At 69.1% G+C, this 16,654-nt stretch carries 14 protein-coding genes; 12 read left to right on the top strand and 2 right to left on the bottom strand.

The genetic code is table 11. From position 1 onward, the window contains the following. Positions 1 to 41: 41 nt before the first annotated feature. From pheS to E3O57_RS04380, 11 genes are all read left to right on the top strand, one after another. Complete coding sequence (pheS, locus tag E3O57_RS04430) at positions 42 to 1,082, top strand: phenylalanine--tRNA ligase subunit alpha (RefSeq protein ID WP_088455748.1); 1,041 nt, start codon at positions 42 to 44, stop codon at positions 1,080 to 1,082. Continuing rightward, complete coding sequence (gene pheT, locus E3O57_RS04425) at positions 1,082 to 3,616, top strand: phenylalanine--tRNA ligase subunit beta (RefSeq protein WP_103480081.1); 2,535 nt, start codon at positions 1,082 to 1,084, stop codon at positions 3,614 to 3,616. The genes pheS and pheT overlap by 1 nt, the downstream gene beginning before the upstream one ends. Before the next feature lie 614 nt (positions 3,617 to 4,230). Then, a complete protein-coding gene (gene argC / locus E3O57_RS04420; protein ID WP_103459414.1) occupies positions 4,231 to 5,274 on the top strand; it encodes an N-acetyl-gamma-glutamyl-phosphate reductase in 1,044 nt (347 codons plus the stop codon). Then, a complete protein-coding gene (argJ, locus tag E3O57_RS04415) occupies positions 5,271 to 6,452 on the top strand; it encodes a bifunctional glutamate N-acetyltransferase/amino-acid acetyltransferase ArgJ (protein WP_103480080.1) in 1,182 nt (393 codons plus the stop codon). Before argC ends, argJ begins: the two co-directional genes overlap by 4 nt. A 14-nt stretch (positions 6,453 to 6,466) precedes the next feature. Then, positions 6,467 to 7,405 carry an acetylglutamate kinase gene (gene argB, locus E3O57_RS04410; RefSeq protein WP_103459640.1) on the top strand — a complete coding sequence of 313 codons (939 nt, stop codon included), beginning with the start codon at positions 6,467 to 6,469 and terminating at the stop codon, positions 7,403 to 7,405. After that, complete coding sequence (locus tag E3O57_RS04405) at positions 7,402 to 8,607, top strand: acetylornithine transaminase (protein ID WP_103480079.1); 1,206 nt, start codon at positions 7,402 to 7,404, stop codon at positions 8,605 to 8,607. Before argB ends, E3O57_RS04405 begins: the two co-directional genes overlap by 4 nt. A 63-nt stretch (positions 8,608 to 8,670) precedes the next feature. Continuing rightward, positions 8,671 to 9,600, top strand: a complete 930-nt coding sequence (gene argF / locus E3O57_RS04400) for an ornithine carbamoyltransferase (RefSeq protein ID WP_103459411.1) — start codon at positions 8,671 to 8,673, stop codon at positions 9,598 to 9,600. Between the two features lie 60 nt (positions 9,601 to 9,660). Next, complete coding sequence (locus E3O57_RS04395; RefSeq protein ID WP_088455754.1) at positions 9,661 to 10,860, top strand: argininosuccinate synthase; 1,200 nt, start codon at positions 9,661 to 9,663, stop codon at positions 10,858 to 10,860. A gap of 8 nt (positions 10,861 to 10,868) precedes the next feature. After that, positions 10,869 to 12,305 carry an argininosuccinate lyase gene (argH, locus tag E3O57_RS04390; protein WP_103480078.1) on the top strand — a complete coding sequence of 479 codons (1,437 nt, stop codon included), beginning with the start codon at positions 10,869 to 10,871 and terminating at the stop codon, positions 12,303 to 12,305. 43 nt (positions 12,306 to 12,348) lie between these two features. Then, positions 12,349 to 12,942: a DNA-3-methyladenine glycosylase gene (locus tag E3O57_RS04385; protein ID WP_103480077.1), complete on the top strand. Its 594-nt coding sequence runs from the start codon at positions 12,349 to 12,351 to the stop codon at positions 12,940 to 12,942. Positions 12,943 to 13,006: 64 nt separating this feature from the next. Continuing rightward, entirely contained in the window at positions 13,007 to 13,447 is a 441-nt protein-coding gene (locus E3O57_RS04380; RefSeq protein WP_088455757.1) for an OsmC family peroxiredoxin, read from the top strand. Between the two features lie 85 nt (positions 13,448 to 13,532). Here E3O57_RS04380 and E3O57_RS04375 read toward each other — a convergent pair whose 3' ends face one another. Then, positions 13,533 to 14,156, bottom strand: a complete 624-nt coding sequence (locus E3O57_RS04375) for a hypothetical protein (RefSeq protein WP_103480076.1) — start codon at positions 14,154 to 14,156, stop codon at positions 13,533 to 13,535. Further along, positions 14,153 to 14,836, bottom strand: a complete 684-nt coding sequence (locus E3O57_RS04370) for a DNA-binding protein (protein WP_198416797.1) — start codon at positions 14,834 to 14,836, stop codon at positions 14,153 to 14,155. The genes E3O57_RS04375 and E3O57_RS04370 overlap by 4 nt, the downstream gene beginning before the upstream one ends. A gap of 141 nt (positions 14,837 to 14,977) precedes the next feature. On the opposite strand from E3O57_RS04370, the gene tyrS reads away from it, so the two are divergent. Beyond that, positions 14,978 to 16,279: a tyrosine--tRNA ligase gene (tyrS, locus tag E3O57_RS04365; protein WP_088455759.1), complete on the top strand. Its 1,302-nt coding sequence runs from the start codon at positions 14,978 to 14,980 to the stop codon at positions 16,277 to 16,279. Positions 16,280 to 16,654: the final 375 nt, after the last annotated feature.

The following is a 16,654-nucleotide window of genomic DNA, read 5'->3' as shown; positions in this document are numbered from 1 at the left end:
GGCCGCAGCCCACCCGCGGCCGGGCACTAAACTTGGGTCTCGTGTCTGCCCCCACTGAAATTTCCGAACCCGTTGTCACCGCGGCCGTCGACGCCGCCCTCGCGGCCATCGACGCCGCGACCGACTCCGTCGCCCTCAAGGCCGTGCGCTCGGCGCACGTCGGCGAGGCCTCGCCGCTGGCCGCGCTGAACGCCCTCATGCGCAGCGTGCCCGGCGACCAGAAGGCCGCCGCCGGGAAGCTCGTCGGCCAGGCCCGCGCCCGGGTGAACCAAGCGCTGGGCGCCCGCGAAGCCGCCATCGTCGAAGCCGAGGCCACCGCCCAGCTCGCCGCTGAAGCCGTGGACGTCACCGCCGCCGCCTCCACTTGGCGGGCCGGCGCGCGCCATCCGCTCACCCTGCTGCAGGAACGCGTCTCTGACGTGTTCGTGGGCATGGGCTGGGAGGTCGCCGAAGGACCAGAGCTCGAGAGCGAGTGGTTCAACTTCGACGCGCTCAACTTCGACGAGGACCACCCGGCCCGCGCCATGCAGGACACCTTCTTCATCGACCCGCCCGAGGCGCACCTGGTGCTGCGCACCCACACCTCGCCCGTGCAGCTGCGCGCGCTGCTCGGCACCGAGCCGCCCGTGTACCGCATCGCGCCCGGCCGGGTCTACCGCACCGACGAGCTCGACGCGACCCACACTCCGGTGTTCCACCAGATCGAGGGCATCGCCGTGGACAAGGGCCTCACCATGGCGCACCTGCGCGGCACCCTCGACCACTTCGTCAAGGCCCTGTTCGGCGACGAAGCCAAGGTGCGCCTGCGCCCCAACTACTTCCCGTTCACCGAGCCGAGCGCCGAGCTCGACCTCTGGCACCCCACCTTCAAGGACGGTGCCCGCTGGATCGAGTGGGGCGGCTGCGGCATGGTCAACGCCAATGTGCTGCGCTCCGCGGGCCTGGACCCCGAGGTCTACTCCGGATTCGCGTTCGGCGTCGGCGTCGAACGAGCACTGATGTTCCGCAACGATGTGAAGGATATGCACGACATGGTCGAAGGCGACGTTCGGTTCAGCCAGCAGTATGGGATGGCCGTCTGATGCGCGTTCCCCTGAGCTGGCTCGGCGAATTCGTCGACCTCGAACCCGGCACCACCCCCGAAGCCGTGCACGCCGCCCTGGTGAGCGTGGGCCTGGAAGAAGAAGACATCCACCGCTTCGAACTGACCGGACCCATCGTGGTCGGCCAGGTTCTCGAGTTCGTCGGTGAGGTGCAGACCAACGGCAAGACCATCAACTGGTGCCAGGTGCGCGTCGCCGCGGACGGCGAACTCGCCGCCGACGGCGGCCCCGCCATTCACGGCATCGTCTGTGGCGCGCACAACTTCGTCGTCGGCGACAAGGTCGTCGTGACCCTGCCCGGCGCCGTGCTGCCCGGCCCGTTCCCGATCGCGCCGCGCAAGACCTACGGCCACGTCTCCGACGGCATGATCGCGTCGGCCCGTGAGCTCGGCCTGGGCGACGAGCACGCCGGCATCCTGGTGCTCGGCGACCTCGGGCTCGACCCCGAGGTAGGCACGGATGCGATCAGCCTGCTGGGCCTGGACGACTCCGCCGTGGAGATCAACGTCACCCCCGACCGCGGCTACGCCTTCTCGATCCGCGGAGTGGCTCGCGAGTACTCGCACGCCACCGGAGCGACCTTCCGCGACCCGGCCCTGGCCGTCACCGCGACAGCGTCCACCGAGGTCTTCCCGGTCTCGATCGAGGACACCGCCCCGATCCGCGACCGCATCGGCGCGAGCGTCTTCGTCACCCGCGTCGTGCGCGGCGTCGACCCCACCCGGCCGTCGCCGGCCTGGCTAATCGCCCGGCTCAAGCTGGCCGGCATCCGCTCGATCTCGCTGATCGTGGACATCACCAACTACGTGATGATCGAACTCGGCCAGCCGATCCACGGCTACGACCTCGACAAGCTCACCGGCGGGCTCGTCGTGCGTCGCGCGCAGCCCGGCGAGAAGCTCGTCACCCTCGACGACGTCACCCGCACCCTCAACCCCGAAGACCTGCTGATCACCGACGGTTCCGGCCCCATCGGCCTGGCCGGCGTGATGGGCGGAGCGACCACCGAGATCGGCGACGGCACCACCAATGTGCTCATCGAGGCCGCGAACTTCGACCCGGTGTCGATCGCGCGCACCGCCCGCCGGCACAAGTTGCCCAGCGAAGCGTCCCGCCGGGTCGAACGTGGGGTCGACCCCGAGGTCGCCGCAGTGGCCGCCGCCCGCGTGGTGCAGCTGCTCGAGGAGCTCGCCGGGGGAGTGGCCGACGGACTCGGCTCGCTGCACGACGCCACCCCGGAGCGTGCCCCGATCGACCTGCCCACCGGCTTCGTCTCCGGCCTGATCGGCTTGGAGTACACCCGCGAGGAGGTGCGCACCTCGCTGGCCGAGATCGGCGCCTCGATGACCGAGACCGCGACCGGTCTGGCCGTGACCGCGCCGAGTTGGCGTCCGGACCTCACCGACAAGTGGACCCTCGCCGAGGAGGTCGCCCGCATCGTCGGATACGACCGCATCCCGTCTGTGCTGCCCATCGCCCCGCCCGGCCGCGGCCTCACCCGCACCCAGCAGCTCAAGCGCTCGGTCGCCACGGTGCTCGCCGCCACCGGCCACACCGAGGTGCTGGCCTACCCGTTCGTCGCCGAGAAGGCGAACAACCTGTTCGGCGACCCCGCCAGCAGCACGGTTCCGCAGATCAAGGTCGCCAACCCGCTCGACGGCGAGGCCCCGTTCATGCGCACCTCGATGCTGCCCGGCCTGCTGCAGATCGCACACCGCAACCTGTCCCGCGGCTCGACCGACCTGGCGATCTTCGAGCTCGGCTCGGTCTTCCGCCCGGTCGAGGGCGTCAGCTACGGCAGCGCCGTCGTGCCGCCGGCCGCGGTGCGTCCCAGCGCCGAACTCGAGGCGAAACTGAACGCCGGCATCCCGCCGCAGCCGTTCACCGCCGGCATCGTGCTGCTCGGCAACACCGTGCGCCACCAGCCCGGCCAGGCACCCATCGCGGCATCCTGGCAGGACGCCCTCACCGCCGTCGCGCAGATCGGCCTCGCCGTCGGCCTGCCGATCCTCGTGCGCCAGGGCGCCCACAAGGCGATGCACCCCGGCCGCACCGCCGAGCTGTTCGTGGGCACGGATGCCGGCGAGCTGTCGGTGGGCTTCGCAGGCGAACTGCTGCCCGCCGTGGCCCGCGGCGCCGACCTGCCCGCCGTGGTCGCGGTCGTCGAGCTGAACCTGTCCGCGGTCTTCGCCCAGGTCACCGGGGAGCTGCAGGCCACCGTGATCGGCACCAAGCCCGCCGCCACCCAGGACCTCTCGCTCGTGGTGGGTGTGCAGGTTCCGGCCAGCGACGTGCTCACGGCCGTGCGCGAGGGCAGCGGCACGTTGCTGGAAAGCATCGAGCTGGTCGACGACTACCGCGGAACGGGCATCGAGGCCGGGCAGAAGTCGCTCACGTTCGCGCTGCGGTTCCGGGCGCCGGACCGCACCCTCACCGCCGCAGAGGCCAGCGACGCGAAGCTGGCCGGCGTGCAGCTCGCCGCCGCCCGCTACGGAGCGCACCTACGCGAGTAGATTCGACGCGGCCCTGCCCCGGCCTCCTGTCGCCCAACCGGGTTGACCTGGCCGGGCAGGGTCGCGGCACGTGTTGACCATCGTGGCAAGTCTTGGGCGCGGCGGCACGTGTTGTTGCGGGTGCCGTGGGGCCTGGCGCGTGCCGCCGGAGCTTACGCGTGCCGCGGGAGGTTAGCGCGCCGCGGGAGGTTAGCGCGCCGCGGGAGCTTGCGCGGTCGGTCAGGGTCGCGGCACGTGTTGAGAGTCGTGGCATGTCTTGGGCGCGGCGGCACGTGTTGTTGCGGGTGCCGCGGGGACTGGCGCGTGCCGCCGGAGCTTACGCGTGCCGCGGGAGGTTAGCGCGCCGCGGGAGGTTAGCGCGGTCGGTCAGGGTCGCGGCACGTGTTGAGAGTCGTGGCATGTCTTGGGCGCGGCGGCACGTGTTGTTGCGGGTGCCGCGGGGCCTGGCGCGTGCCGCCGGCACCGACGCGTGCCGTGGGGGCTACCGCGTGCCGTGGGGGCTACCGCGTGCCTTGGGGGCGACCGCGTGCCGCGGGGACTTGCGCGTGCCGCGACGGCTTCATCGGGCAATGCGCGATTGTCGGGCTGTGCTGGCGTCCGGGTAGGTTTGGTCCATGGTCTTTTCGGTAGCGGTTGCGGGCGCCAGCGGGTATGCGGGCGGTGAGCTGCTGCGTTTGCTGGCCGCTCACCCCGATTTCGAGGTGCGCACGGTCACCGCGCACAGCAACTCCGGCCAGCGCCTGGTCGACGTGCAACCGCACCTGCGCTCACTGTCCCACCTCGTGCTGGCCGACACGGATGCGACCACCCTGGCCGGCCACGACGTCGTCTTCCTCGCCCTCCCGCACGGCGCATCCGGGGCACTGACCGCCCAACTGAGTGCCGACACCCTCGTGGTGGACTGCGGCGCGGACCACCGCCTCGAGAGTGAGGCCGACTGGTCCGCGTTCTACGGCGGCGACTACTTCGGCGCCTGGGCATACGGTGTGCCCGAACTGCCCGTCGCCGGCGGCCGGCAACGTGACCGGCTGATCGGCGCCCGCCGCATCGCCGCGCCCGGCTGCAACGCCAGCACGGTCGCGCTCGCCCTGGCCCCCGGCATCCTCGCGGGCGTGATCGAACCGGCCGACATCGTCGCCGTGCTCGCCGTCGGCCCCTCCGGCGCCGGCAAGAGCCTCAAGGTGCCCAACCTCGCCGCCGAGATCCTCGGCTCCGCCAACCCCTATGCCGTCGGCGGCAGCCACCGGCACATCCCCGAGATCCAGCAGAGCCTGCGTTGGGCCGGCGCGACCGGGCCCACCGTGTCGTTCACCCCGGTGATCGTGCCGATGTCGCGCGGCATCCTCGCCACCTCGACGGCCCGACTGGTACCCGGCACCAGCGCCGCCGCCGTGCGCCACGCCTGGGAATCCCTCTACGCCGACGAACCGTTCGTGCACGTCCTGCCGACCGGCCAGTTCCCGCGTACCGCCGACGTTCTCGGCGCCAACACCGCGCTCATCGGCCTCGCGATCGACGAAGCCGCCGGCCGGGTGGTCACGGTCACCGCCGTCGACAACCTCGTCAAGGGCACCGCCGGCGCCGCCATCCAGTCCGCCAACATTGCCCTGGGGCTGCCCGAAACCCGGGGTCTCAGCACGAATGGAGTTGCCCCGTGAGCGTCACCGCCCCCGCCGGATTCGCCGCCGCCGGCGTCACTGCCGGCCTCAAGAAGTCCGGTGGCCTCGACCTGGCCATCGTCGCCAACCTCGGCCCGCTCGCCAACGCCGCGACGGTGTTCACCAGCAACCGGTGCAAGGCCAACCCGATCATCTGGAGCCAGCAGGTGATGAGCGACAGCCGCGTCAGCGCCATCGTCTTGAACTCCGGCGGCGCCAACTGCTACACCGGCAGCATCGGCTTCCAGACCACCCACGCCACGGCCGAGGCCGTCGCCGAACAGCTCCAGGTCTCCTCCGGCGACGTACTGGTCTGTTCCACCGGCCTGATCGGGGAGCAGCTCGACCTCGGCAAGATCACCGCGGGCGTCTTCGACGCCGGCGTGGCACTCAAGGACGCCGCCGCATCCTCTGCCGCCGCCGGCCTCGCCGCCGCGCAGGCGATCATGACCACCGACACCCGGCCCAAGCAGGCCACCCAGGTGTCCCCGGCCGGCTGGACCATCGGCGGGATGGCCAAGGGCGCCGGGATGCTCGCCCCCGGCCTGGCCACCATGCTCGTGGTGATCACCACCGACGCCGTCCTGTCGTCCGCACAGCTGGATGCCGCGTTGCGGGAAGCCACCAGAGTCACCTTCGACAGGCTCGACTCCGACGGCTGCATGTCCACCAACGACACCGTCAGCCTGCTGGCCTCCGGCGCCAGCGGCGTCGACGCGGACCCCGAAGAATTCACCACCGCGCTCACCAACCTGTGCCGCGACCTGACCCTGCAGCTTCAGGGCGACGCCGAGGGCGCCTCGCACGATGTGGCCATCTCGGTGCGTAACGCCGCGTCCGAAACCGAGGCCGTCACGGTGGCCCGCGCCGTGTCGCGCAGCAATCTGTTCAAGGCCGCGATCTACGGCAACGACCCCAACTGGGGCCGGGTGCTCGCCGCGGTGGGCACCATCCCCGAGGCCGACGCGGCATTCGACCCGTATGGCATCGATGTGGCCATCAACGGCATCCAGGTCTGCACGGCGGGCGAGCCGGACCAGCCGCGCGAGCTGGTCGACCTCACTCCGCGCGCCGTTTCGGTGGTCATCGACCTGCACGCCGGCACCGCGGGCGCCACGATCTGGACCAACGACCTCACCCACGACTACGTCGAAGAGAACAGCGCGTACTCCAGCTGATGAGCACCGAGCCGATGAGCACCGCCACTCCCGCCGCACCGCCGCAGGTTCCCACCCTCGACGACGTCGACAACACCCCCGCGGAGGCGAAGGTCAAGGCCGCCACGCTGATCGAGGCTCTGCCCTGGCTGAAGAAGTTCCACGACCAGATCATCGTCGTCAAGTTCGGCGGCAACGCCATGGTCAGCGAGGAATTGCAGCGCGCGTTTGCCGAGGACATGGTGTACCTGCGCTACGCGGGCATCCGCCCCGTCGTGGTGCACGGCGGCGGCCCGCAGATCTCCGCGATGCTCGCCCGCCTCGGTATCGAGAGTGAATTCCGCGGTGGCTACAGGGTCACCACCCCCGAGGCCATGGACGTGGTGCGGATGGTGCTCACCGGACAGATCAACCGCGACCTGGTCAGCCACATCAACGCGCACGGCCCCCTCGCCGCCGGCCTCAGCGGCGAAGACGCCGGCCTGTTCCGCGGACGCCGCCGCGGTGTCGTCATCGACGGCGAAGAGGTGGACCTCGGCCTGGTCGGTGACGTGATCGGCGTCGATCCGGAGGCCGTGCACGCGCAGCTGAGCGCCGGCCGGATCCCGGTGGTCTCGTCGATCGCGCCGGACGTTGAGGTGCCGGGCCAGTCGCTCAACGTCAACGCGGATGCCGCCGCCGCTGCCCTCGCCGTGTCTTTGAACGCCGCCAAGCTCGTGATCCTCACCGACGTTGCCGGCCTGTACAGCGACTGGCCCAACCGCGACTCTCTCGTATCGGTCATCGACGTCGATGCGCTCCGCACCCTGCTTCCCGATCTCGAATCGGGAATGATCCCCAAGATGACAGCCTGCCTGGACGCCGTAGAGGGCGGCGTCGCCAAAGCGGCGATCATCGATGGTCGAGTGCCGCACTCGATCCTGGTCGAAATCTTCACCGGAAGCGGTATCGGTACTGAGGTGGTTCCCGCATGACCCTGCACGAACGCTACGCAGACGCAATGATGAAAACCCTGTCGCCCCCGCTGGCCGTGCTGGTGCGCGGTGAGGGCTGCTACGTCTGGGACGAGAACGGCACCAAATACCTCGACTTCCTGGCCGGCATCGCCGTCAACTCCCTCGGCCACGCCCACCCCGACATGGTCGCCGCCGCCCAGCAGCAGATCGGCACCCTCGCGCACATCTCCAACTACTTCGCCTCGCCGTCGCAGATCGAGCTGGCCGAGCGGCTCAAACGCCTCACCGGAGCGGGCGACGCCGGCCGGGTCTATTTCTGCAATTCCGGAGCCGAGGCCAACGAGGCCGCGTTCAAGCTCGCCCGGCTGAACACCGCCGGCGGTCGCCGCAGCCGGATCCTCGCGCTGAACGACTCGTTCCACGGCCGCACCATGGGCGCGCTCGCCCTCACCGGCAAGCCGCTGATGCGCGCCCCGTTCGAACCCGTTCCCGGTGGCGTGCAGCACATCGAGACCAGCATCGCCGCCCTCGAGCGTGAACTGGACGACACCGTCGCCGCACTGTTCCTCGAACCCGTCAAGGGTGAGGCCGGCGTCATCGACCTGCCGGAGGGCTACCTGCACCGTGCCCGCGAGCTCTGCACCCAGCACGGCGTGCTGCTCATCATCGACGAGGTGCAGACCGGCGCCGGCCGCACGGGCAAGTGGTTCGCCTACGAACACTCCAACGTGCTGCCGGATGCCGTCACGGTCGCCAAGGGCATCGGTGGGGGAGTGCCGATCGGAGCGCTCGTCACCTTCGGCGACACCAGCGACCTGTTCCTCCGCGGCCAGCACGGCTCTACCTTCGGCGGCAACCCGTTCGTCACGGCCACCTCCAATGCGGTGCTGGGCGTCATCGAACGCGACGACCTCGTCGGCAACGCCGCCCGTCGCGGCGAGGAGATCCGTGAGCTCCTCATCGGCATGGATTCGCCCCTGATCAGTGAAGTGCGTGGCCGCGGGCTGCTGCTGGGCATCGGCCTGAGCGAACCGGTGGCCCTCAAGCTGGCCGCCGCCGCGCTGGTTGAAGGCCTGATCGTGAACGCCGCGAACGAATTCAGCATCCGGATCGCACCGCCACTGATCGTCGGTGATGCCGAGCTGGCCGACTTCGACGAGCGTTTTCAGGCGGCCCTGGCCCGTGTGACCAGTTCGGGTCTCGTGCCCGCCACTAGGTAACCCGCCACGAGATAAGGTGGAGGAATCCCGCATTACACCTCAGAATTCAGCGAAAGTGACCCCGTGACCCGCCATTTCTTGCGCGACGACGACATTTCTCCGGCCGAACAGGCCGAGATCCTCGATCTGGCCCTGGAACTGAAGCGAGACCGATTCTCGGTCCAGCCGCTGGCCGGACCGAAAACTGTCGCCGTGATCTTCGACAAGTCCTCCACCCGCACCCGGGTCTCGTTCGCCGTCGGCATCGCCGACCTCGGCGGCAGCCCGTTGATCATCAGCACCGCGAGCAGCCAGCTCGGCGGCAAGGAAACCGCCGCTGACACCGCCCGGGTGCTCGAGCGTCAGGTCGCCGCGATCGTGTGGCGCACCTACGGCCAGGCCGGCCTTGAAGAGATGGCCCTGAACACCACGGTGCCCGTGGTCAATGCGCTCTCCGACGACTTCCACCCCTGCCAGTTGCTCGCGGACCTGCTCACCATCCGGGAGCACCGCGGCGACCTCGCCGGTCAGACCCTGACCTTCCTCGGCGACGGCGCTTGCAACATGGCGCAGTCCTACCTGCTCGCCGGGGCGACCGCCGGCATGCACGTGCGCATCGCCTCGCCGGCCGGGTACACCCCCCACCCGCAGGTCGTCGCCGACGCGGAGGCCATCGCCGCCCAGACCGGCGGTTCCGTGGCCCTGTTCACCGACCCGGCCGCGGCCGTTGCCGGCGTTGATGTCGTCATCACCGACACCTGGGTGTCGATGGGCAAGGAAGAGGAAAAGGCCATCCGGCTCGGCTCCCTCGGCAGCTACCGCGTCGACGCCGACCTGATGGCCCTGGCCAAACCCGACGCGCACTTCATGCACTGCCTGCCGGCCGACCGTGGTTACGAAGTCACGGCCGACGTCATCGACGGTCCTCAGAGCATCATCTGGGACGAGGCGGAAAACCGCCTGCACGCCCAGAAGGCGCTGCTCGTCTGGCTGCTCGCGCACAACGCGCGCTAACCGCCTGCTCGCACGCACCACCAATAAACTTGAATCACGCAAAACTTATGAAGGAGAACCATGGCTGAGCGGGTTGTACTGGCATATTCCGGGGGCCTTGACACCTCGGTGGGCATCGGCTGGCTGAAGGACGCCACCGGCAAAGAGGTCGTCGCACTGGCTGTCGACGTCGGACAAGAGGGCGAGGACATGGATGTCATCCGACAGCGCGCCCTCGACTGCGGCGCCGTGGAGTCGATCGTCGTCGATGCCAAGGACGAATTCGCTAACGACTACATCGTCCCGGCGCTTAAGGCCAATGCGCTGTACCAGAAGCGGTACCCGCTGGTCTCCGCGATCAGCCGCCCGCTGATCGCCAAGCACCTCGCCGCCACCGCCCGCGCCCTCGGCGCCGACAGTGTCGCGCACGGCTGCACCGGCAAGGGCAACGACCAGGTGCGCTTCGAAGCCGCCGTCACCGCCCTGGCCCCCGAGCTCACCTCGCTCGCTCCGGTGCGCGACTTCGCGCTGACCCGCGACAAAGCCATCGAGTACGCCGCGCTGCACAACCTGCCGATCGCGCAGTCGAAGAAGAGCCCGTACTCCATCGACCAGAACGTCTGGGGTCGCGCCGTCGAGACCGGCTTCCTGGAGGACCCGTGGAACGCGCCGATCGAGGACCTCTACACCTACACGCAGGACCCGTCCATCCCGCGCGAGGCCACCGAGGTCATCATCACCTTCGACCAGGGTGTTCCCGTTGCCGTTGACGGCAAGCCGGTCACCCCGCTCGAGGCCGTGGTGCTGCTGAACAAGCTCGCCGGGGACCAGGGTGTCGGCCGCATCGACATCGTCGAAGACCGTCTCGTGGGCATCAAGAGCCGCGAGGTCTACGAGTCCCCGGCCGGAATCGCCCTGATCACGGCGCACGAAGAGCTCGAGAACGTCACCGTCGAGCGCGACGTCGCCCGCTACAAGCGCGGCGTCGAAGCCAAGTGGAGCGAGCTCGTCTACGACGGCCTCTGGTTCTCCGGCCTGAAGAAGTCGCTGGACGCCTTCATCGACGACACCCAGAAGTACGTCTCCGGCGACATCCGGATGACGCTGCACGCCGGCACCGCCGTCGTCACCGGGCGTCAGAGCAAGCAGAGCCTGTACGATTTCGACCTGGCCACCTACGACACCGGCGACTCGTTCGACCAGTCGATGGCCAAGGGCTTCATCGAGCTGTGGAGCCTGCCGAGCAAGATCGCGGCCCGCCGCGACCAGGCCGCGAAGTAGGTCCCGGCATGACCGGCGACACGAGCATCAACCGTGCGGGTGAGGCGGGCGCCCTCTGGGGCGGCCGCTTCGCCGGCGGACCGTCGCCGGAGTTGGCGCGCCTCAGCAAATCCACCCATTTCGACTGGCAGCTGGCCGGGTACGACATCCGCGGGTCGCGCGCCCACGCGCGTGCCCTGGCCGCTGCCGGCTACCTCACCGAGGACGAACTGGCCGGCATGCTCGCCGGCCTGGACACCCTCGATGAGGCCGTCAACGATGGCCGGTTCCAGCCGGCCGCGACCGACGAAGACGTGCACTCGGCGCTGGAGCGCGGGCTGATCGACATCGTCGGCACCGAACTCGGCGGCAAGCTGCGCGCCGGCCGCAGCCGCAACGACCAGGTCGCCACCCTGGTGCGGATGCTGCTGCGCGACCACGCCGCCGTCATCGCCCGGCTCGTCGTTGACCTCATCGACGCCCTCGCCGCGCAGGCCGAGGCGAACGAGACCGCCATCATGCCCGGCCGCACGCACCTGCAGCACGCGCAACCGGTGCTGCTGGCCCACCACCTCTTCGCGCACTGCTGGCCGCTGGTGCGCGACCTCGAACGGTTCACCGACTGGAACAAGCGGGCGAATTTCTCCCCGTACGGCTCCGGCGCGCTGGCCGGCAACACCCTCGGCCTCGACGCGACCCTCATCGCCACCGAACTCGGGTTCGGCGCCGTCGTGGAGAACTCCATCGACGGCACCGCCAGCCGCGACCTGGTGGCCGAATTCGCCTACATCACGGCGCAGATCGGCATCGACCTGTCCCGCCTGGCCGAGGAGATCATCCTCTGGAACACCCGCGAGTTCGGTTTCGTCACGCTGCACGACTCGTACTCCACGGGGTCGTCGATCATGCCGCAGAAGAAGAACCCCGACATCGCCGAGCTCGCGCGCGGCAAGTCCGGTCGGCTGATCGGCAACCTCACCGGGCTGCTCACCACTCTCAAGGGCCTGCCGCTGGCGTACAACCGCGACCTGCAGGAGGACAAGGAGCCGGTTTTCGATTCCATCGAAACCCTCGAGGTGCTGCTGCCCGCGTTCACGGGCATGATCGCCACGATTACCTTCCACACCGAGCGCATGGCCGAGTTGGCGCCGCAGGGCTTCTCGCTGGCCACGGATGTTGCGGAGTGGCTGGTGAAACGGCACGTCAGCTTCCGGGACGCGCACGAGATCACCGGCACCCTGGTGAAGGTCGCCGAGGCCCAGGGCCTCGACCTGCATGAGATCGACGACGCCGGACTCGCGGAGATCTCGCCGCACCTCGTTCCCGAGGTGCGCGAGGTGCTCACCATCCAGGGCTCGGTCAACCGCCGTGACGGCCAGGCCGGCACCGCGCCCGTGCGGGTCGCCGAGCAGCGCGCCGCCCTGGTGGCCCGGGTGCATTCCCTGGCCACGGCGTTGGCTCGCTGAGCGTACCGCTGAGCACCGGCACGCCCCGACGAAAACGCTGCGGATGACCGTCGACCCTGACCTGTTCGCCCGGGGCGCGGTCGACGTGGCTCCGCTGCTGCTGGGCGGCCTGCTCCGGCACGGCGACACCGTGCTGCGCATCACCGAGGTGGAGGCGTACCTGGCCGGAACGGACCCCGGCTCGCACGCCTTCCGTCGGCGCACCGATCGAAACACCACCATGTTCGGGCCGCCGGGTCACCTGTACGCGTACTTCAGCTACGGCATGCACGTGTGCGCCAACATCGTCTGCTCTCCCGAGGGCGAGGCGTCGGCGGTGCTGCTGCGGGCCGGCGAGATCGTGGCGGGCCACGAGGCGGCTCGCGCCCGTCGCGGTCCGACGGTGGCTGTGCGGGACCTGGCGCGCGGTCCGGCCCGCCTCACCCAGGCGTTGGGAATCGGGCTGCACCAGGACGGTGCCGACCTCGGCGCCGAACCGTTCGAGCTGAGCCTGGCCGAGGAGGCTCCGGCGGTGCAGACCGGCCCGCGGACCGGAGTGAGCGGCCCCGGCGGCGGCACCGAGTACGCCTGGCGGTTCTGGATTCCGGGGGACCGGACGGTGTCCGCGTACCGACGGCATCCGCACGCACCCCAATGATTCTCATACCTACCGGCCAGTTACTCTGGCTATCCCCAGAAAAGCGACACAGAAGGAAGCATCAATGCCCACACGTACCGCCCGCACAGCCTGGACCGGAACTCTCGACGACGGCGCAGGCCAGGTCGAACTGACGAGCTCGCAGCTCGGCACCCACGACGTGTCGTTCCCCCGGCGCGCCGCTGACGACGCCAATGGGATCACCAGCCCTGAGGAACTGCTCGGCGCCGCCCACTCCGCCTGCTACTCCATGCAGCTTTCCGCCGAACTGGCCGCCAGCGGCGGAACCATCGAGGCCCTGGACGTCTCCGCGGATGTCACCCTCGGTGCCGACCCCGCCGGTGGCTTTCGCCTCACCGGCATCCACCTCACCGTCTCCGGCGAGGTTTCCGGCATCGACAGTGAGACCTTCCTCGCCGCGGCGCAGGCCGCGAAGGAGAACTGCCCGGTCAGCAAGGCGCTCACCGGCGTGGAGATCACCCTCGACGCGGTGCTCGAAGACTAAGCACCCCGCAACCAACAAGCCCGGCCCGCAGGATGATCCTGCGGGCCGGGCTTGTTTTCAGGTGTGCGGGCGGCCGCAGCCGACGTCAGGACTGCGCGAGGCTCACAAGGATGGCGCAGGCGCACGCCCAGATGAGGCTGGCGAAGGTACCGATGATGAACCGTTCGCGCGCCTCAGAGGATGCCAGCTCGGTGAAACGGCCGACGCCCTTGATCGCGACGACAACGGCGAGGGCCTCGGGAAAGCCGGCCAGGATCGCGCCGGCGACGGCCAAACGCTCCAGGATGCCGATGGTGAGACCGCCGCGCAGCACCTCGTGCACCGCAGTCGACGGGACCGCATCGCCGACGGATGCCGTGTCGGCGGCGGGGGAGGACGCGGTGCCGACGAGGATGCCGCCGTGGCTGCCGGGCGCCACCGAGTTCTTCGTGGCCAGCTGCAGGGCCAGTACGGCGGCCGGACCGCCGCCGATCACGGCCAGCGCAAGCGCGGCCAGGCCGATGACCACCCCGAAGACCACCGGCGCCTCGCCGAGGGGGAGGGCGGCGAGCAGCAGGGCCCCGCCCAACGCCCCGGCCGACGCGATCGCGAACGGCTGCTTTCCCAGCCGGAAGGCGAGGACGGCCAGGATCAACGAGGCCATTGTGACCAGGAGCAGGAGCACCCAGTACAGGTACTGCACGACGTCGAGGGAAGTCAGGGCATTCATCGGCGGAGGCCATCCATTTCACTGGTGTCGCTGTCGTGGGTGTCGTTGTCGAGGGTGTCACTGGTGAGGGTGCCACTGTCAAGATTGTCTAGCAGCCTAACCAGTGCCGGGTGCGCGGCGCGCTCCACCTTCCACTGCGCGCTTTTCACCCGCTGGCTCACCGCGGCCGTGGAGATGCCGAGCCTGCGGGCGATGTCGGTCTGCGCGAGCCCGTTCTCGAGCAGGTCTACCGCCTCCCACCCCTCACCGCTGCGACGCTGGCGCAGCAGGAGCAGCATCGTCACGAGTGCCTCCACTTCCGTGGCTGTCGAAGTTCCGGGCCGGCCCGCGGCGGGCGGGGTGTCCAGCGCGAAGCGGGCCTCGGCCCGTTTGGCCCGGGTCACCGCGGCCCTGGCGGCGATGAACGCGTCACCCGTGGCCTGCCGGGTGGTGGCCGGCAGCGGGGTACGCACCGGGCCGACGCCCACCCCGACGCTCCAGAATCCGGTGCGGTGCAGATCGAGCACAATAGCGAACGCGTCGGCGGCCGTGGCGACGAGGAGCTGGATCTCGTCGCCGGAGGTCTGGTCGGGGGGCAGCGTGAAAGCCTCGGCGTGGCGCTGCACCAGCTCGGCGATCATGTCGCTGGCGCGATCACGATCATGGCGGCTGTCGATTTGATCGGCGGTAATCACAAACATGGGTTAAGCCTCCGTCCTAATCACAGCCTAATCAAGGTTCAAGCATTAATCCAGCTGTATTTAGCTTCAGGGCTTGATATCCGGCCCGTGTCGGAGGCTGAATCCCGAGAACCCGGCCGCCTGCGCTGGTAATCTGGCTTCGTGTCAGACCCCAGCATCCTTGCTCAGCAAGCCAACGATCCCACCTTCGCCGACGTCTGGGAGGAAATCTCCTGGCGTGGCCTGGTCCACGTCTCCACCGATGAGTCGGCGCTGCGCGCCCTGCTCGCCGGAGACCCGATCACGTACTACTGCGGCTTCGACCCCACCGCGGCCAGCCTGCACCTCGGCAACCTGGTTCAACTCCTGCTGATGCGTCGGCTGCAGCTAGCCGGCCACCGGCCGCTTGGGCTCGTCGGCGGGTCCACCGGGCTCATCGGCGACCCGCGCCCCACGGCGGAGCGCACGCTGAACACTCCGGAGGTCGTCAACGAGTGGGTCGGCTACCTGCAGGCTCAGGTCACCCGCTTCCTCAGCGCCGAGGGCGACAACGCCGTCACCCTGGTGAACAACCTCGACTGGACGGCGCCGCTGTCGGCGATCGACTTCCTGCGCGACATCGGCAAGTACTACCGGGTGGGCACCATGCTCAAGAAGGATGCGGTGAGCGCCCGGCTCAATTCCGACGCGGGCATCAGCTACACCGAGTTCAGCTACCAGGTGCTGCAGGGCATGGACTTCCTCGAGCTCTACCGCAGCCACGGCTGTGTGCTGCAGACCGGGGGCAGCGACCAGTGGGGCAACCTCACCAGCGGCACCGACCTCATCCACCGCGCGGAGGGCACGAGCGTGCACGCGATCGGCACCCCGCTGATCACGAACACCGACGGAACCAAGTTCGGCAAGAGCGAGGGGAACGCGGTATGGCTGGATCCCACTCTCACGAGCCCGTACGCGATGTACCAGTTCTGGCTGAACACCGACGACGCCGACGTCATCGCCCGGCTCAAGATCTTCACGTTCCTCACTCGCGTGCAGATCGATGCGCTCGAGGAGCTGGTGGCCACCGAGCCGTTCAAGCGCGAAGCCCAGCGCACCCTCGCCTACGAGGTGACCAGCCTGGTGCACGGTGTCTCGGCGACGGATGCGGCCATTCGGGCCACGCAGGCCCTCTTCGGTCAGGGTGAGCTCGCCGATCTTGATGCCGAAACCCTCGAGTCGGCGCTTCGGGCGCTGCCGAACACCACGACGTTCCCGCAGGCGCAGGTAATGCAGCTACTCGTGGACACCGGACTGACCAAGAGCCTGGGTGAAGCCCGCCGCGCGATCGGCCAGGGCGGCGTTTACCTGAACAACGTGAAGGTCACCGATGAGACGGCCACCGTTGAGGGATCGGTCCTGCCCGGGGGAGTGGCCGTGCTCCGTCGTGGCAAGAAGACCCTCGCCGGCGTTTTCGTCGAATAGACCCCGCCAGCCCGCTGTGTGACCGGCAGGTTACGGCCGCATTGCGGGCGGGTGTCTATCTGCGACACGCCCGGGATGCTCCCGGGATTGCGGGGCATTTGGAACCCGCGTAATGTCATCTCTTGTCACCCCACAGGTGCGGAAAGCCGAAGAGCTTCCCGGCCTCAAGCGGGACCACTTCCAAGTGTTGGCAGCGAATTCATTCGAACTGCCGGACTTGACGGAAACAGAACAACATCGAAGTGCCTCAGTGCAAAGGTCAATTGGCCGGCGGCTGGGTGCGTCCGATCCTTGAGAACTCAACAGCGTGCACAATGTCAAATGCCAAAAACCTCGGTCGTAGGGTCCCTTTCTAGGGGATACCGCGAAAGAGAT

The sequence above is a fragment of the Cryobacterium sp. TMN-39-2 genome, from assembly GCF_004402745.1.
Taxonomy (GTDB): Bacteria; Actinomycetota; Actinomycetes; order Actinomycetales; family Microbacteriaceae; genus Cryobacterium; species Cryobacterium zongtaii.
Note: the sequence above shows the minus strand (reverse complement) of the source record. Positions and strands in the feature narration are given on the sequence as shown.